Annotated in this window: 11 protein-coding genes; all 11 read right to left on the reverse strand. The window is 67.6% G+C overall.

The window, feature by feature from the left end; all coding sequences use genetic code 11:
* Window positions 1–171 precede the first annotated feature (171 nt).
* Genes BT115_RS01720 through BT115_RS01770 form a run of 11 tightly spaced genes read right to left on the reverse strand, consistent with a single transcriptional unit; the run spans window position 172 to window position 23,339 of the window.
* Window positions 172–1,359 (reverse strand): hypothetical protein, encoded by a 1,188-nt coding sequence (locus tag BT115_RS01720; protein ID WP_072320825.1) that lies wholly within the window; start codon window positions 1,357–1,359, stop codon window positions 172–174.
* Entirely contained in the window at window positions 1,356–2,522 is a 1,167-nt protein-coding gene (locus tag BT115_RS01725; RefSeq protein ID WP_072320826.1) for a glycosyltransferase family 4 protein, read from the reverse strand. Before BT115_RS01725 ends, BT115_RS01720 begins: the two co-directional genes overlap by 4 nt.
* Window positions 2,519–3,157 carry a polysaccharide deacetylase family protein gene (locus tag BT115_RS01730; RefSeq protein WP_072320827.1) on the reverse strand — a complete coding sequence of 213 codons (639 nt, stop codon included), beginning with the start codon at window positions 3,155–3,157 and terminating at the stop codon, window positions 2,519–2,521. Before BT115_RS01730 ends, BT115_RS01725 begins: the two co-directional genes overlap by 4 nt.
* The gene (locus BT115_RS01735; RefSeq protein ID WP_072320828.1) at window positions 3,154–4,368 is read right to left on the reverse strand and encodes a glycosyltransferase; all 1,215 of its coding nucleotides are present in this window, start codon (window positions 4,366–4,368) and stop codon (window positions 3,154–3,156) included. The genes BT115_RS01730 and BT115_RS01735 overlap by 4 nt, the downstream gene beginning before the upstream one ends.
* On the reverse strand, window positions 4,365–5,483 hold the full coding sequence (locus tag BT115_RS01740; protein ID WP_072320829.1) for a glycosyltransferase: 1,119 nt from the start codon (window positions 5,481–5,483) through the stop codon (window positions 4,365–4,367). Before BT115_RS01740 ends, BT115_RS01735 begins: the two co-directional genes overlap by 4 nt.
* Window positions 5,480–6,832, reverse strand: a complete 1,353-nt coding sequence (locus tag BT115_RS01745; protein ID WP_072320830.1) for a phenylacetate--CoA ligase family protein — start codon at window positions 6,830–6,832, stop codon at window positions 5,480–5,482. Before BT115_RS01745 ends, BT115_RS01740 begins: the two co-directional genes overlap by 4 nt.
* Window positions 6,829–8,091, reverse strand: a complete 1,263-nt coding sequence (locus BT115_RS01750) for an O-antigen ligase family protein (RefSeq protein WP_072320831.1) — start codon at window positions 8,089–8,091, stop codon at window positions 6,829–6,831. Before BT115_RS01750 ends, BT115_RS01745 begins: the two co-directional genes overlap by 4 nt.
* Window positions 8,079–9,188 (reverse strand): polysaccharide deacetylase family protein, encoded by a 1,110-nt coding sequence (locus BT115_RS01755; RefSeq protein WP_072320832.1) that lies wholly within the window; start codon window positions 9,186–9,188, stop codon window positions 8,079–8,081. Before BT115_RS01755 ends, BT115_RS01750 begins: the two co-directional genes overlap by 13 nt.
* Window positions 9,182–10,312 (reverse strand): glycosyltransferase family 2 protein, encoded by a 1,131-nt coding sequence (locus BT115_RS01760; protein WP_072320833.1) that lies wholly within the window; start codon window positions 10,310–10,312, stop codon window positions 9,182–9,184. The genes BT115_RS01755 and BT115_RS01760 overlap by 7 nt, the downstream gene beginning before the upstream one ends.
* Before the next feature lie 26 nt (window positions 10,313–10,338).
* Window positions 10,339–16,689: a non-ribosomal peptide synthetase gene (locus tag BT115_RS01765; RefSeq protein ID WP_072320834.1), complete on the reverse strand. Its 6,351-nt coding sequence runs from the start codon at window positions 16,687–16,689 to the stop codon at window positions 10,339–10,341.
* A complete protein-coding gene (locus BT115_RS01770) occupies window positions 16,686–23,339 on the reverse strand; it encodes a type I polyketide synthase (protein ID WP_072320835.1) in 6,654 nt (2,217 codons plus the stop codon). The genes BT115_RS01765 and BT115_RS01770 overlap by 4 nt, the downstream gene beginning before the upstream one ends.
* Between the last annotated feature and the right edge of the window lie 247 nt (window positions 23,340–23,586).

Genomic DNA, 23,586 nt, shown 5'->3' on the forward strand with positions numbered 1-23,586 from the left:
CCGCTCTCGGAGCATCCCGTGAAACCGACCCCCGCGCCTGCGCGAACGCCTTATCCATCCCGCAAGAAAACCAGCAACCGCTCGCCGGCCCAACGGGCACGCCGCCAGCGGACCATGCGCGCTCGTGGGCGCGCTTGATCCCTGGCAATGCGCTATGAGCTTGTCGTCGCCCTAGGAAACAGCCCGCGCTTCCGCTGATTCGGGCACGCGGGTAACGCCGGGTCGGGGCAGTTCGTAGTCACGATAAAGCCCCGGATTGCCCGTCATGCCCGCTTCGGCGGCTTTGGCGATGTTGTACATCTCGCGCGCCGTCACGTAGTGCAGGGCGTAATCGCGGCCGTCGTTGTAGGTCGATTCGAGATACGTGTGCATGTCGTCCACCGGCTTGCCGAGCAGGGTGTCCATGTCGCGTTCCTGGGTGCCGTGCGTGTGTACCTTCACGAACACCCATTCCGGCCGACCTTCGACGTGGATGCCGGTGCGCACCCATTGATCCACGCGCGAGTGGCTCGGGGGGCAACCGCGGCGCACGTCCGAATTCTCGATACGCGGCACGATGCCGAAGCGGCGTTCCTTCCAGTTGAGGCCCAGCGGACCCTGGATGATCAGCAGATCGCCGCTCGGTGTGCCGCCCACGCGCATCGGCACGCCCGTGTCGTGCGACTTGGGCGCATGCGGATCGTCGGTGGCGTAGTAGATCGCATTGGACAGACGGGTCTGTGTGTCGCTCGGAGCCGAGGGCAGGGTGAAGTCGGCATAGCAACCGAGTTCGCGCAGCAGGATCAGTTCGTTGTCGATGCCGCACCAGCGCCCGTCGGCACGCGAATTGTCCAAGCACCAGTTGCCGTGGATGAAGGCGAAGCGCAACTGCCCGGTGACGGGATCGCGCGGCAGTGCACCGTGCTTCTCGTGCAACAGTCGGTTGAAGCGGTCCATCGTGGCAACGAAGTTCTCGGGCGTGTCGTTGTCGTGGTGCAGATGGATCTCGATCTCGCCGTAGCCGTCCGCACAGAGCGCCGCGAGCTTGTCCAGGTGCTCTTCGACGTACTCTTCTTCGGGATAGAAGAAGCTGTGTTGCGGCATGCAGCCGTCGGCATCGCGGTGGCGCGAGGCCATGGCGCGGTACTCGTTGCACCAGCGATCCACGCGATGGCGCTGCGTGTCCATGTCCACGCGTCCCCAGTTCGGCTCGAAGTGATCCACGAAGCAGAACAGCACATGTACCGTCCCTTCGGGACGCGGCGGTCGACGACGGGTGAGGTAGCCCCGCAGCCAGTACTGCATGTTGCGCGCGCGGATGGCGAACGTCAGGGCGGCCGCGGCGGCAAGCACCAGGGCGAAGAGAACGGCGGCGATCATGCGGCGGCTCCGGTGGGGACCAGCGTCAGCAGTTGTTCGGCGTTGTTGCGCCATTGCCGTTCGCTGGCAATGTAGTCGCGGGCGGCCTCGCCCACACGCCGACGCTCGTCCGCACGTTGGGCAAGTTCGAGCACGCGTTCCACGCAGGCGGCTGCATCACCGTGCGGAAACAACCAGCCGGTACGGCCGTCGGCAATCACCTCCGCCACCGGCTCATAATCCGGTGCGACCACCGCCACGCCCATGCCCATGAACTCGAAGAGTTTCATCGGTGAGCCGTAGTGGTTGGAGTTCGGCAGCACGGCGTAGTCCATGCATGCGATCCAGCTTGCGACTTCGTCGTGCGGCACGCGGCCCGGCAACAGGACCCGATCGGCAAGTCCGCGAGCGGCGATCAGTTCGCGTACGGCAGGCAAGGTCTTGCCGTCGCCGACGAAGACGAGGGCGAGGTCGGGCACGCTTTCCAGCCGGTGGGCGATGGCCTCGACGAAGCCGTCGACGCCGTGCCAGTGGGCAAATGCGCCGATATGGCCGCAGACCGTGCGGCCCGTGAGCCCTCGTTCGGCACGCAGGCGTTCGCGGTCGAAACGCGCTGGATCGAAACGGGGAAGATCCACCGCATTTGGCGAGACCACGGAAGGGGCGATGCTGCCGTAGGCGCGTGTGGCGACATCGCGGAAATAGGTAGAGATGAAAACCAGCCCCGTCGCTTCGCGAAAGCACCAGCCTTCGATGCGACGCGCCAATCCGCGCATGCCCAGCGGGCGTACGCGGTCGACGAGCGCGGAATCGTTGATTTCCAGCACCAGCGGAATGCCGCGGCGCCGGGCCAGCCAGATCGTGGCGAACAGGAACAGCGAATAGCGCTCGTAGATCAGCTGTGGCGGCGACGTGCGCCACGCGCGCTGCATGCGTACGAGCGTGACCGCGTTGTACAGCAGCTCGAACCACTCGAAAACGACGCCGGGCAGGCGTGTTACCAGTGCGGCAAGACGGCTCTTACCGGTCGCGGCGGGGCTTTCGGCATCGCGTTCCGGATCGGCGCCGGGAAAGGACATCACGCTGACGTCGTGCCCCAGTTCGCGCAGGGCGCCGACGATGCCGCGGATGTGCACGCCCTCCACGTGACGGCCGCGCGTGCGGTGGTGGTAGAGAATCCTCATGACGCGTTGCCCGGCAAGGCGGCGAAGCGCATGCCCTGGGCCAGCCATTCGGGCAACAACACGTCGAGCGCCTCGGCGGCCTTGTCGCTGTCGTCGTGCATGAGCACGATGTCGCCCGCGGCGGGCGGGTCGTCGCGTAGCCGGGAGATCAGCGTTTCCACGGGGCGATCCTGATAGTCCAGGCTGTCATAGGACCAGTACACGAGGCTGCGCCGCTGCCGCGCGAAATGGGCGAGGAGCTGCGCGCCCACGTACCCATGCGGCGGACGCATGCGGTGATGCGGACGCTCGTCGAAGCGATTCAGGAGCGCATCGGTGCGGTAGACCTCGTCGAGCTGCTTCGCCAGGTTCATGTTGCGAAACGACCAGTGGCTGTACGAGTGGTTGCCGATCATATGCCCTTCATCCACCAGACGCTGCACGATCTCGGGGTGGCGCTCGATCTTTTCGCCGACAAGGAAGAAGCTGGCTTTCACACCATGCTTCGCCAGGGTGTCCAGCAGCTTCGGCGTATGCGCGGGCTCAGGGCCGTCGTCGAAGCTGAGGTAACGAACGGCCTCTTCGCGCGTGCGTGTGAGCACCAGGTGGCCGGGCAGCAGGCCGAGCAGGTCGTGTTTCTTGGGTTTCCAGTTCATGGGTGGTATCGATGCCCGGGGCGACTGGCGAGAGAGCGAGGGGAAGGGCGGCCGCTGTGCGCAGGCAGGCGCTCAGCGGCGCGGGCGAGGATGCGTTCGAGCCGGTCGATGTTGTCGTCCCAGCGGAACGTCGCCGCATGTTCGGCGATGGCCACGGGATCGAAGTGGCGTTCGAACGCTTCCACGAGTGCCACGCCCAGTTCATGCGGCTGTCGCGGCGGTACGAGGATCCCTGCGTACTCGGGTACCACCTCCGGAATGCCGCCAACGGCGGTGGCGACAATGGGCGTACCGCAGGCCATGGCTTCCAGCACCACGTTCGGCACGCCCTCGTTGTGGCTCGGCAGGCAGAGCACGTCGGCGGCGCGGAACCAGTCCGCCAGCGCGGCATGCTCGACGGCGCCTTCGAAGCGCACCGCGGGTGCACAGCAGAGCGATGCCGCGCGATCTTCGAGGCTGGCGCGATCGGGACCGTCGCCGACGTAGATCAGGCGCGCGTCGTGGTGCCGGGATACCAGGGTCGGGAAAGCCTGCACGAGGTCATGGCAGCCCTTGCTCACCTTGAGGTTGCCGACGTACAGAACTACCGGCGTCTCCGGCGGCAGCCCCAGCCGACGGCGTGCCTCGGTCCTGTCGCCACGCTGGAACAGATGCCCATCCACGCCGTTGTAGACCGTGTGCACCGTATCGTCGCGCGCGCCGAGCTCCATGGCCTTGCGTGCCAGGGCCTCGCTGACGGCGACCACAGCCGCTGCCCCGCGCAGCGCAGCGCGGATCTGCGGGCGACGCAGGCGCGATGCCGCTTGGACGTTGAGATCGCTGCCGTGCACTTTCACCACGTAGGGAATGCCGAGCAGGCGCGCGACCCACGCGACGCCGGCCGCGTCCGGATAGGCCCAGCTCGCCAGAATCACGTCGTAGCGCGCGCGGCGCAGTTCGGCACCGCGCTGCCACAAAATGCACGCAAAGAAACACAGTGCATTGAGGAACCGCCCGATACCCGGTGGGTGATAGAAGGTGAAGTAGTCGGCGCGCACGCCCGGCACCTCGACGCTACCGCGCCGCTCGCCCATGCGTTCGCGGAAATCCACGGCCGTGAGCACGTCCACCTCGTGACGCTCGGCGAGCCGCTGGAACTGCTGCCGGTTGAAGGTGCCGCGGCGCGGATCCCAAGGCGTGGGAAACAGGTTGGTGACGACAAGAACCTTCATCGGGCCTGATCCATGTCGCCGAAGTAGAGCCGCCCGTAGCTCGCCGCCATGGCTTGCAGGGAGCCGTGCGTCTCGACCCAGGTCCGTGCGGCCGTGCCGAGCCGCGATGCGCGCTGCGACGCGCGTAGCAGGTCGAGTATCGCTGCGGCCATGGCCGGCGGATCGCACGGCGGCACCAGGCGACCGGTGGCCTCGTCGCGCACGATCTCGGCGTTGCCGCCCACGTCCGTAGCGACGATCGGCAAGCCGGCCGCACAGGCTTCCAGCAAGGCCATCGAATAGCCCTCCGTCACCGACGAGAGCGCAAACAGATCGAAGCCTTGCAGCAGATCGCGCACGTCGTCGCGATCGCCCAGGAAGTGGACGCACCCCGCAATGCCCTCATCGAATGCGCAGGCACGCAGCGTCTCGCGCAGTTCGCCGTCGCCTACCAGCACCAGTGCCGTATCGGGCATGGCATGGCGCACGATGCGGAAGGCGCGGATCAGGCCGGCCTGGTCCTTGGTCCAGTTGAGGCGGCCGACGCTGCCGATGATCCGCGTACCCCGCGGCACACGGATGAGGCGAGCGAGCCGCTCGTGCATCGCATCGGAAGCCACGTCGAAGCCTTCGAGCACGATGCCGTTGGGCACCACGCAGGTCTTGGCGGCCGGTACGATGCCGCGGCGCACGGCATCGCGCCGCGCGGCCTCGCACACGGCGACGACGGCATCGGTCGCCTTGAGTGCGCGGCGGAACAACCATTCGCGCCGGCCGGGCTTCTGCTGCGCGCCCATGCCGTGCCGCGTATTCACCACCTGGCGGAGACCCATGCCCATACTGGCGAGCACAGCCTGGTAGTGCGCCACGGCGTTGTGCGTGTGCATGACGTCGGTGTGCTGGTCGGCCAGTGCGCGGCGCAGGCGACCGAGGGCGCGCAGGTCGAAGCCCTTGCGCTTGCCGCAGGCGACGACGGGGATGCCGAGCACCTCCAGTTCACCAGCGAGCGCACCACGTTCGAATAGGCAGAGGACCTGCACCTGGTGGCCCTGGCGCCGCTGTTCCTTGACCAGATCGAGCACCATGCGCTCGAGACCGCCGCGATTCAAATTTTCCACGACGTGGGTGATGTTCACGACGCAAGCTCCGATACGGTGACGCGCAGCTTGCCGCTGCGGGTAAGAGGGATGTCATCGACGAAATGGCAGTGCAGTTCGGCGCTGTCGCCGAGCACCTTTGCCACCTCGGCACGGATGTAGTCGAGCGAGGCATCCTCGAAATCCCTGCCGCGCACGATCGACAGATCGAGACGATCCAGGCGGCGCTGCACGAGCTGGAAGCGGGCTAGGCCCGGCACGTCCTTCAGCATGTGCGGGAAGAATTCGCCTGGCAGCAGATGACCGGCAGGGGTGCGGATGGCGTCCAGCTTGCGGCCATCCACGGACGCGAGCATCGGCAGCCCGCGTCCACACGTGCAGCGCGACGTGGCCTGCGTGGCCATGTCACCGTTGACGTAGCGGATGAACGGCATGCCGTAGTTGAACAGGTCCGTGACCGCGACCTCACCGCTGCCCGTATGCGTCGGCACGCCCTCGTGCAGCGTCTCCACCACAAGGTGATCGGCATTCACGTGCAGGCCATGGCGTTGTTCGCATTCCGATGCGATCAACATGAATTCGCGGCAGCCATAGGTGTTGTAGGCCGGTGCGCGAAACGCCCGCTCGATGAGATCGCGCTGGAACGGGTGCAGCGCTTCGGCCGCGCCGATGACGGAGGCCGGTCTCGCCACCTCCCGCCCCCGCGCGATCAGCCATTCGGCCAGACGGACCAGCGGTCCGACGTAACCGACGATCACCTCAGGGCGCGTAGCATCGATGGCGTCGGCATAGCTCGCCATGTTGCCCTCGCTCATGTGGAAGCTATCGAGCATCCGTCGCGCAAATACGGCGTTGTAGATGCGGTCCTTCATGCGATGCACCGCGCTGGGATGACCGACTGCGCCGCCCCACAGAAACAGCGTCCGCCGACCCATGCGCGAGCCGGCCCAGCCGTAGCCGCGCCACATCACCGCGACGCGCCGGTCGTTGCTTTCGCGGGTGAAGCCGAAGCGCAGCGGCTCCCCCGTCGAACCGCCCGTGGCCTTGTACTGCAGCGAATCCTTCAGCGAGGTGGCCTTCAGTTCATCCGCGTTGTCGCGGATGTCGGCCTTGGTCAGCACCGGGAGGGCGGCGAAGTCCGCCATGCTGCGGATGTCGCGCGGCACGATGCCGAGCGCATCCCAGCGGCGGCGGTAGTACGGCACCTCGCGATAGCACCAGTCCAGCAGACGGGTCAGACGCTGGAACTGCAGCGCCTGGATTTCTTCGGGAGCCAGCCACTGGTCGCGCTCGTAGCGGCGCATGTAGCGAGGCGTATCGCGACGGCGCAGCCCGCCTTCGTAGGCGGGCCAGAGCACGTGTCGAAACAAGGTCTCGTAGGCTTTCATGTGGTTCGCAGCAGCACGGCAACGAGGACGAAGAGAACGAAGACACCGCCGGCACCGGCAGGCACCCAGCGCCAACCGCCGTCGGACAGGCGGAACATCCGCAGCTCGGGCCAGCGTCGACGCGCGCCGAGGTAATGGCCGGCGACCAGCGCGGCGATGAGGTAGAGCACCACCATGTAACTGCGGCTGAGGAAAAAGGCTGCGGCGAACAGGCCGCATTGCGATAGCAGCAGTGTCAGGCCGATCTGTCGCTCCGTGGCCCATGCCGCTTCCGTTGCTGCGTCGCCGCTCGGCGTGCGCTCATGGCGCACGATGGCGAGCATCATCAGAAAGCCGTAGCAGACGAAGGCCAGCCAGAGCACGAAGCCGATGAAACCGGTTTCCGCGAGCACGAGTACGAACGAGTTATGCGCGGTGAGTTCGTGGTATTCGGTGAAGTTGCCGGCGCCGACACCCAGTGCCGGATGATCGCGGAACATCTCCAGGCCCGAGTACCAGGCATCGACGCGCCCCGCGGCCGATTCCTCGCCCGCGTCGAGTTCGCTCATGCGCGAGGACAGCAGTTTCATCGCGGCCAGCCCCGCCACGCCGAGAACGCCCGCGATCGCGATGCCCTTGCGATACCAGAGATAGCAACCTGCCACCAGCAACACGGCGAGCAATGCACCGCGCGAGTTGGTGAGATAGGTGCCATAGAGAAGCAGCAACGCGGCGCCCAGCCATACCGGGCGCATGGCCCCCGCGCCGCGCCGGCCGAGGAACACGGCCATGGGCAGCGTCGCGGCAAACAGCAGGCCGAGATCGTTGGGATCGTTGAAGATGCCCACGTACTGGATGCGGCCGCCTTCGCTCAAGGGGATGCCGGTCCAACCTGTGCCGGTACGCGCCTGTTCCACGCCGTGCAGCGCCAGGATCGCCGCGCAGGCGACAAACACGCCCATGGCGACGGTCACCCGGCGCTGGGTGTGGCAGGCCGAGGCGAGCACGAAGAACGCCGCCACGACGGGGCCGAAGCGCGCCAGTTCGTCCATCGCACCGCCGGTCCAGCCATTGACGACCTGCGAAGCCATAAGGACCAGCAGGAAGGCCGGCAGGATCACGAACTGCGGCGCCTCGAAGTTCTTGGCGTTCGAGATCAGCCAGGCGACGAATGCCAGGGCGAGCACGGCAGGAAGCACGGGTACGTTCTCCATGCCCGGCAGGTAGTCCTGCGGCCGGAGAATGGTGAGCGCGACATAGAGCAGGATCAGGGGGAACATGGTCGCTCCGACGGGCCGGTCGCCGCATGCGCGGCCGTGGGATAGCTCATCAGCTGCGGCAGGGCGAGCATGGCGGCGAACCAGCCCGGCCCCATGTTGCTTTCCACCGGCAAGCGGTAGAGGGCGTAACGGTTCTCGCTCGGCTCCGGATTCGTGCCGCAGATGTAGCTACATGCGAGTTGGAACCCGGCGTTGCGCGTCGCCGCGATCACATCGTCGTTGTATGCGCGGTCACCGCCGACGGGATACGACATGAGGATGGCTGGATGGCGCAGTTCACGGTCCAGCGTGGCCTTCGATTCACGGACCTCGCGCTCCATCTCGTCACGGGGCAGGCGGGCGAGCATGCGGTGATGCACGCCGTGCGAGCCGAACTCGAAACCGGCTGCTTCCATCTCGCGCGCCTGGTTCCAGGTCATCGGATGGCAATCGACCGGCCGTGCGTTGAACGACGGCATGTTCCACTCCGCCTCCAGCCGTTCGGTCATGGCACTTTGGTCGCGCGCGTCGAGCCACTTCATGCGCAGGAGCACAGTGGCGGCGATGCGCCGGCGCAGGCTGCGCTCGGCCGGCAACGCCACGTCGATCGAGAGCTCGGGCAGCACCAGCCGCGTCGCTGTCGTCAGCAGGATCATATGGACGAGCCAGTCGTAGGCGTACGGCCTGCCGGTGTCCACGTGGCCGGTGGACACGAAGAAGGTGGCGGGCACGCCCACCTCGTCCAGGATCGGGGCAGCGATGTGGTAGTTGTCGTCGTAGCCGTCGTCGAACGTCACCGCGACCGTGTCGGGTGGCAACGCCTCGCCCGCGTCGAGTGCTGCAACGATGTCGGTAAGGCGCATCGGTCGGAAGTGCCTCTTCAGCCGCAGCATCTGTTCGCGAAAATCGTCAGGCGTCGTGCTGATGAGTTCCAGGTCGAACTCGTAGGTGTCCGGGTCCGGCAGCGGCATCACGCGGTGATAAGCGAGGATGCGCAGGTCGCGTTGCCACCAGGCACGCACGCGCTGCAGCGGATGCAGCAGGCCGCTGGCGTAGCACATTTCGCCAAGTCGGCCGCGGATGCCGGGCGCGCCGCGCACGGTCGTGAAGTTCACCATAGGTGGAGCCTGCGATTGCGCGCGAAGGCCACCAGCGCCTGGGCCGCGAAGAGGTTGAGGTAGAAGAACGCGAGGGCGATGCGCAGGGGCGGCAACCGTCCGAGTCGCGACGGCAGCAGGGCAAGCCCGACCATCAGCATGCCGGTCACGAGGGCACCGAACGCCGTGGCATACATGGCATGACGAGTGACCAGCAGCCCGCTGCTGATCGTGAGTGCCACGATCAACCACGGTGCCAGCAGGCGCAGGAGCTTGTGGCTCACGAAGCGGAACCACAGCGGATTCGACCAGGGCACCAGCAGCCATGGCGCCATCTGGATCAACTGATAGTTGCCCGCGAGTGTGCGGATTTTGCGGCGGCGCTCTTCCGCCGGTTGCTGCGACGGTTGATCCCAGGCCATCGCCTTCGGCTCGAAGACGACGCGCTTGCCGAGCGCCGCGACGCGCATGGGTACGAGTACGTCGTCGAGCACGGTGCCCGGCGGCAGAGGTCGGAACAACGAGCGACGCATCGCGTACAGCGCGCCGGTAACCCCGATGGTGGAGCCCGAGAGACTCTCGGCATGGCGGATACCCTTTTCGTAGCGCCAATAGAAATCCACGCCCTGGGCAAAGCCGCTGCGCACGTTCTCCATGTGCAGCTCACCGGTCACTGCGCCGACCTCGGGATCGCCGAGGTTGGCGACCAGCTCCTTCACCGCCATGGGCGAGAGGCGCTGGCGCACGTCGGTGAAGAGCAACACCTCGCCACGCGTGAGCGCCACGGCGTCGTTGAGACACGCCGCCTTGCCGCGACGATTGGGATGATCGAGCACGGTCAGGCGCGGGTCGGTGGAGCGCCGTGCGATCGTCACGGTGGCGTCGTGACAACCGTCGCAGACGAGCACGATGTCGATCAGTTCCGTCGGATAGTCGAGCTGGCGCAGGTTGGCGAGCTTCGCGCGGACGAAGCGCTCGCCATCGTGCACGGCAATCACGATGCTCAGCGTGGGCAGGATCGCGCGCCGGGCCACCGGCCTCGGACGCACGCGGGCCTGCAGCCAGACCAGCACGGGGTATCCGACGAACACGTGGAGCAGCAGCGCGGCCGAGCTCCAGCAGACGAACCAGGCGATAGGTGTCATGGCGGCGTTCCCCCCGGGCGCCTGGATCAACCGCGCCCGAGCAGGCGACGGAACAGGCCGCGTTTGGGCGCGGCGTTCGTGGTGGGCGGCGCCGCAGCCAGTTCCGCGGCCAGCGTGCCGAGCGTGCCGTTGGCAATGTCGAGCAGATTGAGCTGCACGCCGGTCAGCGCCTGCACGCGCATGGCCATATCCACGGCAAGCAGCGAGTGGCCGCCGACGTCGAAGAAGTTGTCGCTGGTGCGTACCTTCGGCATGCCGAGCAGTTCCTTCCACACGCCCGCAAGCAGCTGTTCGCTGTCGCTGTGCGGCTCGTTGGTGTCCACCGTTCCCGCGCGTGGCTCCGCCGGGATCGGCAACGCCGCGAGATCCGGCTCGCCGGTCGGCAGCAGCGGCAGGGCATCGAGGACGATCACGTGCGCTGGCATCGACCACACCGGCAACTCCGCCGCCAGTGCGGCGGACAGGCCGTCCGTATCCAGCGGCGTGCCGGGTGCGCCGACGACATAGGCATCGATGTGCGGGAGACCGTTGACACCGATACGCGAGAGCGCGAGCGCGCGAACCACGCGCGGCTGTGCGAGCAGCAGCGATTCGATGGCGACAGGCTCCACGTCCATGCCCAGCTTGCGGACGCGTCGGTCATCGCGGTCGAGCACCTGAAGCGTGCCCCCTGGCAGCCAGCGGCCACGGTAACCGGTGCGTCGCACCCGTTCCTCGCAGGGTTGGCGCTCGGCGTTTGCGCGTTGTCCGAAGGACTCGGTAAGCCCGGTGCCGGTGACGGCGATATAGCCGGTTGCGCCGATGGGGCAGGGTTCGCCCTGCTCGTCGAGCATCCATACCTGCGCGTGTGCGATCGGGCGGCCCTCGTGCAGCGCGTCGGCCACGTGTTCCACGCGTCCGCAGGTCACGACCGGCGCCGTGCCGGCATCGCCGAACACGGTCCACAGCCCTTGCGTGCGCGAGGCGATGCGTGCGGCGAGATCGGCGCTCGGTACGCCACCGGTTACAACTGCGCGCAAGCCATCATGGGCAGACCATTCGCGATCGAGCAGCGTCTGCCAGGTATCCGGCGTGGCGAACCAAAGGTTTTGACCTGCCGGGGTGCCATGCATTGCATCGACGTGCCAGTGCGCGCCATGTGTCAGCGCGACCAGGGGCTCGATCACCGACATGGGGTCCGAAGGCAGTGCGTCGCCTGCGACACCTTCGCCCTCGCGCACGTCGAGCGCGCCTGCCAGTCCTTCGACGATGGCAGCGAGCGCCCGATGCGACAGGGAGATACCCCGCGGCTTGCCGTCCGTGCCGGCGACGTGAAACGCGATGGCTGCCGCGTCCGGCTCCGGCGTGGCGTAGTCGCCAAGCTCGGTGGTGACGCCATCGATATCGCCGCGATCCTGATCCACCCACAGCGCGCATGCGCAGGGCCAGTCGAGAATGTCTTCCAGCGCCGCGTCGCCCAGCAGCACGGTCATGCGCGCGTCCGCGACGAGATCGCGCAGACGTGCCGCTGGATCCGCGCGGTCGAGCAGCAAGGCGGTGCCGCCGGTCATCGCAATGGCGAGCAGGCCGGCGAGGCGGTCCGCACCCGGATCGACGCAGAGTCCGACGACGCTGCCACGCATCGCTCCACGGTCGTGCAGCAGCACGGCCATCCGCGCGGCACGCTGACGCAGCTCGGCGTGGGTCACTTGCCGTGTGCCGTCCACCACGGCAATGGCGTCGGGCACGGCGCGGGTCAGCAGCGCCTGCAGGTCCGCCGGCAGTTGCGTGGGTTGCAGGGTATCGTTCCAGCCGCGCATGCGCTCGCACTCGGCACGGGTCGCGGCGGTCAGCGTACCCACGGCGATGGCGGGATCGGCCGCCACGCGATGCATCATGTCGAGGTAGCGTTCGCGCATGCCGCGCGCGGTGTCTGCCTGGAGCAGGTCGGCGTTGTAGGTGACGCCACCGACCATGCCTGCGTGACCTTCGAGGAACCACAGCCCGAGGTCTTCGGTGGCGCCGCTCTGGAACAGAAGGATCTGCTCGTGCGCCAGGCCACCCCAGTCGACCACGCGCTGCCGTGCATCCTGAAACGAGAACAAGGCCTGGTAGAGCGTGGCGCCCGCACCGTGACCGACGCGAAGCTCCCGCTGCAGGTATTCGAGCGGCACGTCCGGATGACCGAATGCCTCGATCGCCACGCGCTTCACGTGGCGGACGAATTCGAGGAACGACAGACCGGGGTCCACGCTCACATGCAGCGGCAGCAAGTTATTGAAGTAGCCCATGACCGATTCGACCTCGGTCTGGTTGCGTCCGCGCACCGGCGTACCGACGACGAGGTCGCGCTGACCGGCGGCGCTCGACAGCATGGCGAAGTACAGCGCCAGCAATGTCATATTGAGCGTGGCGTCGGCCTGCCGGGCCACTTCGTGCATGGCATCGGTATCTTCCCGCGACACGCGGATCCACTCCGTGCGACCGAGGCCCGACATGCCGGGGCGGCGCGGGTGATCGGTCGGCAGCGCGCGTACGTCGCCCATCTGCGCCAGGCGCTCGCGCCAGAAGGTCAGCTGCTTGCCGAACGCGCACGAGTCCAGCCACTGGCCGTGCCACTGCGCGAAGTCGCCGTAGGTCACCGGCAGCGGGGCGAGGGGCGAGGGCTGGCCGGCTGCAAAGGCGCGGTACAGCGCCGACAGTTCGTTGTAGAGGATATCGAACGACCAGCCGTCCCAGATGATGTGGTGCGGCATGAAGAACAACGCGTGCTCGTTGTCGGCGAGGCGGAACATGCGCGCGCTGAACAACGGGGCGGTGCCGAGATCGAACGGCGTGTCGGTCAGCTCCTGCAGGCGCTGCATGAGGTGCGCCTCGCGTTCCTCGGCCGGAAGGTGGCTCAGATCTTCCGCGGGAAACAGCGGGTACGTCAGCCGTGGTTGCACGACCTGGACGACCTCGTCGTGGTGATCGCGAAACGACGTGCGCATGATCGGTTGACGCTGGATCAGGGCCTGGAAGGCCATGTCGAACGCGTGTTCATCGAGCGGGCCACGCAGACGGTGCGCGGACGGCGCGTTGTAGGTGACGCGCCCCGGGTGCATGCGTTCGAGTGCCCACAGGCGGCGCTGCATCAGGGACAGCGGTGCCGTGTCTTGGTCGGCATCGGCACGGTGGGCGATCGGGTCGGTGGGCGGTGCGGCACCGCTGGCGACCTGTGCCCCGATCGCTGCCGCCAGTTGTTCGATCGTCGGCGCATCGAACAGTGTGCGGAAGGACAGCGTGACACCGAACTCGCGGTTGAGTCGCGCGGTGAGCTGCGCGGCAAGCAGCGAATGACCGCCCAGGGCGAAGAAATCGTCGCGTACGTCGAGATCGGGCAGACAGAGCACCGCCTCCATGGCCGCAGCCACGCGACGTTCGTCGTCGTTGCGCGGTGCCACGCGTTCGCCGGCCGTGGCGATGGAATGCGCAAGCGGCGGTGGAAGCGCTTTCCGATCGATCTTGCCGTTCGGCAGCATCGGAATGGCGTCAAGCACGAGAATGTGCTGCGGCACCATGTAATCGGGCAGGCGCTCGCGCAGCCTCGCGCGCAGCGCATCTTCGCTGGGCACGGCGTCGCCGCGGCCCACCACGTAGGCCACGAGACGCACGTCCCCCGGACGGTCTTCGCGCGCCATCGCCACTGCGCGTGCCACCTCGGGCACATCTGCAAGCACGCTTTCGATCTCGCCCGGTTCGATGCGATAGCCGCGCACCTTCACCTGAAAGTCGAGGCGACCCATGTGTTCCAGCAGCCCGTTGCTCAGCCAGCGACCGCGATCGCCCGTGCGATACATGCGCGAATCGGGTGTTTCCGACCACGGATCGACGACGAATTTCTCTGCCGTCAGCTCGGGCCGATCGAGGTAGCCCAGGGTGACGCCTGCACCACCGATGTGGATCTCCCCGGGCACGCCGAGCGGGCAGTGGTTGCCGCGCTCGTCGAGGATGTGCACGGTGGTATTCGCGATCGGGCGGCCGATATAGATGCCTTCGCGCGGGTCGGATACGCGCCAGTAGGTGGAATACACCGTGGTCTCGGTCGGACCGTAGCCGTTCCAGACTTCGCCGCAACGGTCGAGGAGCGCCTCCGCCAGATCCACCGGTAGCGGTTCCCCGCCGGAGACAGCGCGGAAGGCGGGCCGACCCCGCCAGCCCGCGTCCACGAGCAGGCGCCAGCCGGCGGGCGTCGCCTGCATCATCGTGGCATCGCTGTCCTCGATGAGGCGACGCAACTGGCCGCCATCGCGCACGTCGTCACGGCCGGCGATCACGATCTCCGCACCGCTGGTCAGCGGCAGCAGCAGTTCCATGAAGGCGATGTCGAACGACAGGGTCGTGACGGCAACGAGGCGGTCGTCGGGCGCGATACCGGGCACACGCTGCATGCTGGTGAGGAAGTTTGCCGCCGCGCGATGCGGCACCCGCACACCCTTCGGGCGGCCCGTGGAACCCGAGGTGAAGATCACATAGGCCACGGAATCCGGGGTGGCGGCGCGACGATCGCGTTCGGGTCGGTCGAACGATGCGCGTACGACCTCGTCGCTGTGCAGCGCGAGGACGCGTGCCGGATCGAAGGCGAAAGACAACGGCGCGTCGTCGTCGACGACCAGCGCGGCAAGTGCGGCGTCCTCCGCCATGAAGGCGAGACGGTCGGCGGGAAACGTGGGATCGAGGGGCACGTAGCCCGCGCCGGACTTCAGTACGCCGAGCACGGCAGCGACCATGTCGATGCCGCGACCGAGGGACAGCCCGACAAGGTCGCCGTGGCCGACGCCACGCGCGCGCAATGCGTTACCGATACGGTTCGCGCGCGACTCGAGCGCGGCATAGGTCAAGGACCGGTCGGCATGGCGCACGGCGGCGCGCTCGGGCGCGCGATCGACCTGCTGCTCGAAGAATTCATGCGCGAGGCGCAATTCGGGAAACGGCGTCGGCGCAGGTTGCAGTGCAGCCAGTTCGCGATAGACGGCGGCAGAGACCACCGGCAAGGTTACGGCGGGCTGCTCCGGATGCTGCGTGGCCTCGCGCAACAGCGTGGCATACGCGTCGAGCCAGCCCTGGATCGTGGCACCGTCGAACAGGTCGGCGTTGTACTGGCACTCCAGGCGAAGACCGCCATCGACCTGCACGGCATTGACGAACAGTTCGAAATTCTCGTATTCGCGCGGTACGGCTTCGACCTCGAAGCGCAGGCCGGGAAAGGTCACCGTGCTTTCGTCGAGCGTGGCATCGAGGTTGAACAGCACCGACACCAGCGGCAGGCGCGACGGATCGCGTACGAGCGAGAGCCGTGCGAGCAGGCTGCCCAAGGTGTAACGCTGGTGCTCGAAGGCGTCGAGCAGGTGATTCCGAACCTCGCCGAGCACGTTGGCGAAGCTGGCGCTGTCGTCCACGCGGGCACGTAGCGGCAGCACGTTCACGCAGTGACCGACGAGCGTCTCCTGGCCTTCGGCCGCTTGTCCTGCCGTCGGGATGCCGATGACCACATCGTCCTGGCCCGCCAGGCGACGGAGCAGGACGGCGAAGGCACTCAGTAGCGTCGCGTAGAAGCTGGCGCCATGCGCCGCACCCAGTCGCTTGATCGCGGCGACCTCGAGCGGGTCGAGCGTGCGGTCTTCGCGCCGGGAGGCAAACGTCCGCCGACGGGGGCGGGAGCGGTCGGTCGGAAGATCCAGCACCGGGGTCGGACCGGCGAACCGATCGAGCCAGTACCGTTCGTCCTCACGTGCCGCGCCGCTGCCGGCGTGCGCTGCCTCGGCCAACGCGAAGTTCGAGAACGCACCCGCCTCGGCCGGACCGGGGCCCAGACCGAGACGCTGCGCGTAAAGGGCGGCGAGATCGCGAACGATCACGCCGAACGACCAGCCGTCGCACACGATATGGTGCGCAGCCAGGGTCACAAGGTGGCGGTCGGCGGCGAGGCGGAACAGTTCCGCGCGCACCAGCGGGCCGTGTTCGAGATCGAAAGGCGTCGTGACGATGCGCGAGAACGCGGCCTGGAGGCGTGCGTCGCTTTCGAAGGGGGCGAGCAACGACAGGTCGTGGGACGCCAGTGGCAACGTGCTGCGTTCGGCGACGAAAAGACCATCGCCGTCGGCGCTGAACGTGGCGCGCAGCGCTTCGTGACGTTCGACGAGACGTTGCAGGGCCCATTCCAGCGCCGGCACGTCCAGCGCGCCCTTGAGCGTCAGCGAGATCGCCTCGTTATAAGCCAGCGACGCTTCCGGCTCCAGACGCGAGGCTAGCCAAACTTCGCGCTGCGGCGGCGTCGTGGGTACGAGTCGGGCGAGCGGCGCACCCGCGAACGGGTCGTAATCCACGGCCGTAGCGGCGGTCACGTCGTTCGGCGTCATGCGCTCACCCTCAGGTATTTGCCCGGTGCATCGGGGTTGGGTACGAACCACGCGGGGCGGCCTTCCGGATCCTTGCCCAGCCGCGCGCCGGGCACGGGCGGCTGCGCCGCGTCGAAGGCGGCAGGCTCGCGTCGCCGCGGCAGGAATTCGGCTTCCTGCATTTCGAGAATCGACTCACGGAACGCCTGGGCGATCGCCGCGAAATCCGCCTCGCTGTGCGCGGTGGTAAAGAAGCACGGGAAATTGTCGAGAATGTGGATGCCGCGGCTGCGCATCATGGCGAAGAGCAGGTCCTGCAGCGGATGGTCTTCGGTGAATACGGTCTTCCACACGGAGGCGAAGTGCACGATCTGCACCGGCGCACCGACGCTCGCGCAGAACGCGTTCAGTTCCTCGGCCATCGCCGTGACCTTCGCATTCAGCGACGCCTGCAGCTCGGGGCCGTGCTCCTTCAGATGCGTGAGCACCGCATGCGCGGCGGCGAGGGCGAGCGGGTGACGCACGAAGGTGCCGGCGAAATAAGTCACGCCGACCGTCGGCGTGGAGTCGTCGCCGAACTGCCAGTGGCCACCGTCGAGCGCATCCATGAAGCGACGCTTGCCGGCGATCACGCCGATGGGGAAGCCACCGCCGACGACCTTGCCGTAGGAGCACATGTCGGCGTCGATGCCGAGCACGGCCTGCGCACCGCGCGGGTGTGCACGGAAGCCGGTCACCACCTCGTCGAAGATCAGCAGCGAACCGGACGCCTCGGTAATCGCGCGCAGTTCCTGCAGGAACTCGATCGGCTGGAAGTCCGGACGGCGGCTCTGCACGGGTTCCACCATCACGGCAGCGATGGTCGAGGCGCGCTCGCGGATGATCGCCAGCGACTCGGGCGTGCCGTACTCGAGCACCAGCACGTGCTCGGACGTGTTGCGCAGGATGCCGGGCGCGGCCGGTATCGAGGTCAGTTTCTTCGTGCCGCGCACGATCACTTCGTCGAAGATGCCGTGATAGGAGCCGGTGAAGATCACCAGCGTGTCGCGGCCGGTGACCGTGCGCGCCACGCGCACGCAGCCCATCACCGCTTCCGAACCCGTGTTGCACAGGGCGGCGCGGTCGAAGCCGGTCAGTTCGCAGATCTGCTTTGCCACGATGCCGGCGAGCGGATGCTGCGGACCGATTTCGTAGCCGTCGTCCAGCTGCTTGCGCACGGTATCGAGCACGAAGTCCGGCTGCCAGCCGAACAGATTCATGCCGAAGCCGTTGAGTGCATCGACATACGCGTTGCCGTCGAGATCCCAGACCTTCGAGCCCTTGGAACGCTCGATCACGATCTGGTAGATGATTTCCTTGAGCAGCGGACGGAAGCCGTTGACCACGCGCGGATCGGCCAGATGCGGGCGATGTTCCTCGGTATAGGCCTTGGACGCCTTGGTGCGTTCGATGTACCGACGCATGAAGGCATCGAGGCGTGCGCGCTGGCGCGTGGAGAGATCGGTATGCGTGGAGTGGATGCGCGCGATGGCACCGAAGGCTTTCTTCACGTCGTACGTAGTGTGCGCGAGGGCGGCTTCTTCGTCGTTGGCCGGCGACAACGCACTACTTGTAGGAGCCGCCATGGCGGCGAGGGATGCTCGCGAAACCCCATCGGTTACGATCGATTCTCTCGCCGCCATGGCGGCTCCTACAGGGGTAGGGTCCGCCGCCGCCGGCAGCGGCGCGGGAGCGGCGGCTCCCGCCAGCAACGCCAACTGTTCCCGCATGATCTGCATCTGCTGCGCGATCACGTCCTGGACCAGTCCGCCACCGGCGGCGATTGCCACCGGTGCCGCCGCCGCGGCGGGCACGGCGACCGCCGCGGCCACGGGCGCCGCCGGCTGGGCCTCGGCCGGCAACAGGCGATCGATGTGTGCCGCGAGCCGTTCGAACGAGGCGCAGCCGTCCATCAGTTCGCGGAAGGTGATCTTCAACGCGTAGGTCTTCTGCAACTGCAAGGCGACCTGGGTCAGCGACAGTGAATCGAGACCCAGTTCCACGAAGTTGGCCGACGGGTCGACACCTTCCAGGTCGCTACCGGACACGTCCTCGAACAGCGCCACGAGTTCGCCGAGAAGGCGCTGAGTCCGGGCGGAATGACTGGGGGCGGACGGCATGGGCATGGGAGACTCCGGAACGGCGGAAGGACGGGCGGGCGGGGCAGTGGGCACCGCGTTGGCGATGGGGGTGACCGAGGCGGGCAGGCGGGCGTCGATCCAGTGCCGCTTGCGTTCGAAGGGATAGGTGGGCAAACGCACGCGGCGCCGATGTTCGCGATGGTCCAGCGCCGCGACGGTGACCGGCGCGCCGGCCGACCACAGCGTGCCGGCGGCACCGAGCCAGGCGGCACGCTCGTCGGCTGGGCTGTCGCTCAGGCTGGCGACGATCGTGCGACCGCGGCTTTGCGCATGCTGGCGAGCCAGTGATGTGAGCGTCGAACGTGGGCCGACTTCGAGGAACGCATGCGTGCCGTCGTCGAGCGCATGCAGCAGCGCGGGCGAGAAGCGCACGGTATGGCGAAGGTGACGTGCCCAGTACGCGGGCGAGATCGCTTCCTCGTCGGTAAGCGTGGCGCCCGTGAGCGTGGAAACGATGGGGAGGTGTGGCTTCGCGAGCGATACGGCCTGCACTTCAGCAAGGAAGTCGTCGAGCACCGGGTCCATCATCGCGGAGTGGAAGGCGTGCGACGTATGCAGCAACCGGCACGCGACGCCTTCGGTTTCCAAGGTGGCGCGGAACGCCTCGATCGCGTCGCGTGCCCCCGAGACGACGCTTGCGTTGGGCGCGTTCTCGGCGGCGAGGGAGAGCGTGGCCGGAAGGCGCGCATGCAGCTCGGCGGCACCCAGACGAACGGAGAGCATCGCTCCGGCTGGCAGCGCCTGCATCATGCGCCCGCGCCGTGCCACGAGGCGCGCGGCATCGGCCAGCGTCATCACCTCGGCAATCACGGCGGCGGCGAACTCGCCCACGCTGTGGCCGATCATGGCAACGGGTTCCACGCCCAGGCTCATCCAGAGCCGCGCCAGCGCGTATTCGATGGCGAAGGTGGCGGGTTGGGTCAGGGCGGTGGCTTGCAGCGCCTCGGCGTCGTGGGCGAACAGGCGCTCACGCAGGTCGAAGCCGAGTTCGTCGCGCAGGGCGCAGGCGACCTCGTCGAGTGCGGCACGGAACACCGGCTCGGTGGCGTGCAGTTCGCTGCCCATGCCCGCGTATTGCGAGCCTTGGCCGGGAAACAGGAAAACCATGCGCGGCGCAGGGTCGGCGCACGCGCGACACATCGCAGCGGCGGCGATGTCGCGCAACCCCGCTACCGCATCGGTCGTCGTGTGCGCGACCAGGTGCGTGCGTTGCGCGAAGGCCTTGCGCCCGTTCGCCAACGTCCATGCCGCGTCGGCCAGGCTGCCGTCGGGATGCGCGGCAAGATGGTCGGCGAGGCGCGCTGCGGCTTGTCCGAGCGCGTTGGGCGTGCGCGCGGACAGCAGCAACAGTTGCGGGCCACTCGCTGCGTCCGACGGGCTGCGCTCCGGTGCTTCTTCCAGCACGAGGTGAGCATTGGTCCCGCCGACGCCGAACGAACTCACGCCAGCGCGCAGCGGGCCACCGTTGGTCTGCCACGAGCGCAGCGTGTCGTTGACGACGAAGGGCGAATCATCGAGTCCCAGACGGGGGTTCGGCGAATGGAAATGCAGGGACGGCGGCAGACGGCGCTCGCTCAGTGCGAGCGCCGTCTTGATGACGCTGGCGGCACCTGCCGCCATCACCAGATGGCCCACGTTGCTCTTCAGCGAACCGATGGCACAGAAGCCCTTGTCGGCGGTGCTGCGGCGGAACGCCTTGGTGAGGCCTTCCAGTTCGATCGGATCGCCCAGGGGCGTGGCCGTGCCGTGGGTCTCGACGTAGGAAATGTCGCGAGCGGACACGCCGGCATCGTCCAGCGCCATCGCGATCACCGCCGCCTGGCCGGCCGCGTTCGGCGCGGTGAAACTGGCTTTGACCGCGCCGTCGTTGTTCACCGCTGCGCCGCGGATCACGGCGTGGATGGTGTCGCCGTCGCGCACGGCGTCGCTGAGGCGCTTGAGCAGTACCACCGCCGCGCCGTCGCTGAACACGGTGCCTTGTGCGTCGACGTCGAAGGTGCGCGTGTGGCCGTCCGGGGAAAGCATCGAGCCTTCCTGGGCGAGGTAGCCGCTGTTGGGCGGGCAGGCAATGGACGATCCGCCAGCCAGCGCCATGTCGCAGCGTCCGGCGCGCAAGGCGTCGAACGCCTGCGCGATCGCCACCAGCGACGTCGAACATGCCGTATTGAGGCTGATCGCCGGGCCGGTAAGGTTGAGCTTGTGCGCCACGCGCGTGGCGAGGTAATCCTTCTCGTTACCGAGCATCACCTGGAACGCGCCGAGCTTCTCGACGAGATCGGGGCGGCCGCTGATGTGCTTCTGGTAGTAAGTGGCGTTGTGCATGCCACCGAAGACGCCGACCGGCGTCGTCTGACCGTCGGGCACGTAACCCGCGCGCTCCATGCACTCCCAGCACAGTTCGAGGAACAGCCGCTGCTGCGGATCGGTCAGCTCGGCCTCGCGCGGGGACATGCCGAAGAAGCCCGCGTCGAACTGGTCCGCGTCGTCCACGACACCGCGCGCGGCAACATAGCCGGGTTCGTCGCGCTCGGCCTGGCTCACGGCAGGATCGAGTTCGTCCGGGGCGAAGAACCGGATCGACTCGCGGCCCGCGCACAGGTTGTCCCAGAACGTCTCCACGTCGGGAGCGCCTGGGAAACGGCCGGCCATGGCAATGATCGCCACCGGCTCGCCCGGCGCGCGCGCGGCCGAGGCCATGCGCTCCACCAAGCCTTCGTTGGCGGTACGCCCCTCGATGGTGGCCGCGAGCGCGGCCGGCGTCGGTTCGGCGAAGAAGCCCACCAGCGAGGGCACAGGAGAAAGCTCCTCGTGCACGCGGTTCATCGCTCGCGTGGCGAGAAGCGACGTGCCGCCGAGGTCGAAGAAGTTGTCGTCGCGCCCGACCTGGGTCACCCCAAGCACGTCGGCGAAGATCGCGCAGAGTCGCGTTTCGACGGCGCCGCGCGGTGCCACATAGGCGGCAGCCAGTTCCGGTCGTGTGCGCTCGGGCGCGGGCAGGGACTGGCGGTCGAGCTTGCCGTTCGCGTTGATCGGCATGGCCTCCATGCGTACCCAGGCCGCTGGCAGCATGTAGTCGGGCAGCACATGCGCCAGTGCATCGCGCAACGTGCGCGCGCCGACACTGGGGTCGCGGCTCACGTAATAGGCAACGAGCCGCTTCTCGCCGGGCACGTCCTCACGTGCCAGGACCACGGCGTCCGTGACACCCGGCAGAGCGCGCAAGGCCACGTCGATCTCGCCGGTCTCGATGCGGTAACCGCGAATCTTTACCTGTCCGTCGACGCGACCGACGAAGGCGAGATGGCCGTCCGGCAACCACTGCACGAGATCGCCCGTGCGATAGCGCGAGCCGCTGGCGACGAATCGCTCGGCCGTCAATTCCGGTCGGTTGAGATAGCCGCGTGCGACGCCGCTGCCACCGATGTACAGCTCGCCGACGGTGCCCGCGGGCACGTCGCGTCCTGCCTCATCGAGCACGTGTAGCGAGGTTTCGCCGATCGCGCGGCCGATGGGAATCGCGCGCAGGTCGTCGGGCAGCTCGCGCGGGATCGTGTACGTCGTGGCGAACGTCGTGCACTCGGTGGGACCGTAGCCATTGATGAGCGTGGTGCCGGGCAGGGCGGCGTATGCCTTGCGTACGTGCGGTACCGATAGCGCTTCGCCGCCGGTGAGCACCACGCGCAGGCCGGCCAGGCGAGAGGCATCGTCGTCGACGATGGCGTTGAACAAGGCTGCCGTCAGCCATGCGATTTCCGCACCGTGGCGCTCCACCGTGCGAGCGATGCCGCAGCCGGTCGGTACGCGTTCGCTGTAAACAACGCAGGTGCCGCCATTCAATAGGGGCGCAAAGATCTCGAACGTGGAGGCGTCGAAGCCCAGCGGTGCAGCATGCAGCACGTTCGGCGCATCGAAGTCGATGTAGTCGGAACGCAGTACGAGGCGAAGGATCGCGCGGTGACGGATCTCCACGCCCTTCGGCGTGCCGGTCGAGCCGGAGGTGTACATGGCGTAGGCCAGGTCGTCGCCCGACCCCTGGTGACCGAGCGTCAGTTCGTCGTCACGCTCCGTGCGTCCCGCGGCATCCAATTCGGCCAAGGTGAAGATGGGCGCTCCGTTGGCATCGACCTGTTCCGCCGCGTCGTCGACGACGAGCGCGGCCACGTTGGCATCGCGCAGCGCGAAGGCCACACGCTCCGCAGGCCAGCGCGTGTCGATGGGAAGATAGGCCGCACCGGCCTTCAACACGGCGAGGATGACCACGACGGCCCCGACCGAACGATCCATCAGCAACGCCACGTAGCTTCCGGGTTCCACGCCGGCGGCCAGCAGGCCGCGCGCTACGCGATCGCTGCGCGCGTCCAGTTCGGCGTAAGTCAGCCGTGCGTCGTCCGATACAAGTGCGACGCGGTCGGCGCAGGCGCGGGCAACGGCGGCAAAGCGGGCGTGGACGGTGGGCGTGTCGTGCCCGGAGAGGGAAAGCGCGTTGCTCATGATCTGGCCTCGTACCCGCGGGGAACACGTGAAGGCATAGGCCGAATGGTCGATGCGGCACACCGGACGATCAGACCGGCCCGGTCGTTACGCCGTTCACCGACGTGCGTGCCCCTGGTCATGCTCATCCACCCCGCCGTGCCTTCGGCTTTCATGCGATCCCCTGTCACGCGTGCGGGCCGGGAGGCCCTGCGCGTCTGTGGCATCTTTTATAGCCCCGGGCTCCGAGGGGGCATATACAACTGGC

The sequence above is a fragment of the Luteibacter sp. UNCMF366Tsu5.1 genome, from assembly GCF_900119235.1.
Taxonomy (GTDB): Bacteria; Pseudomonadota; Gammaproteobacteria; order Xanthomonadales; family Rhodanobacteraceae; genus Luteibacter; species Luteibacter flocculans.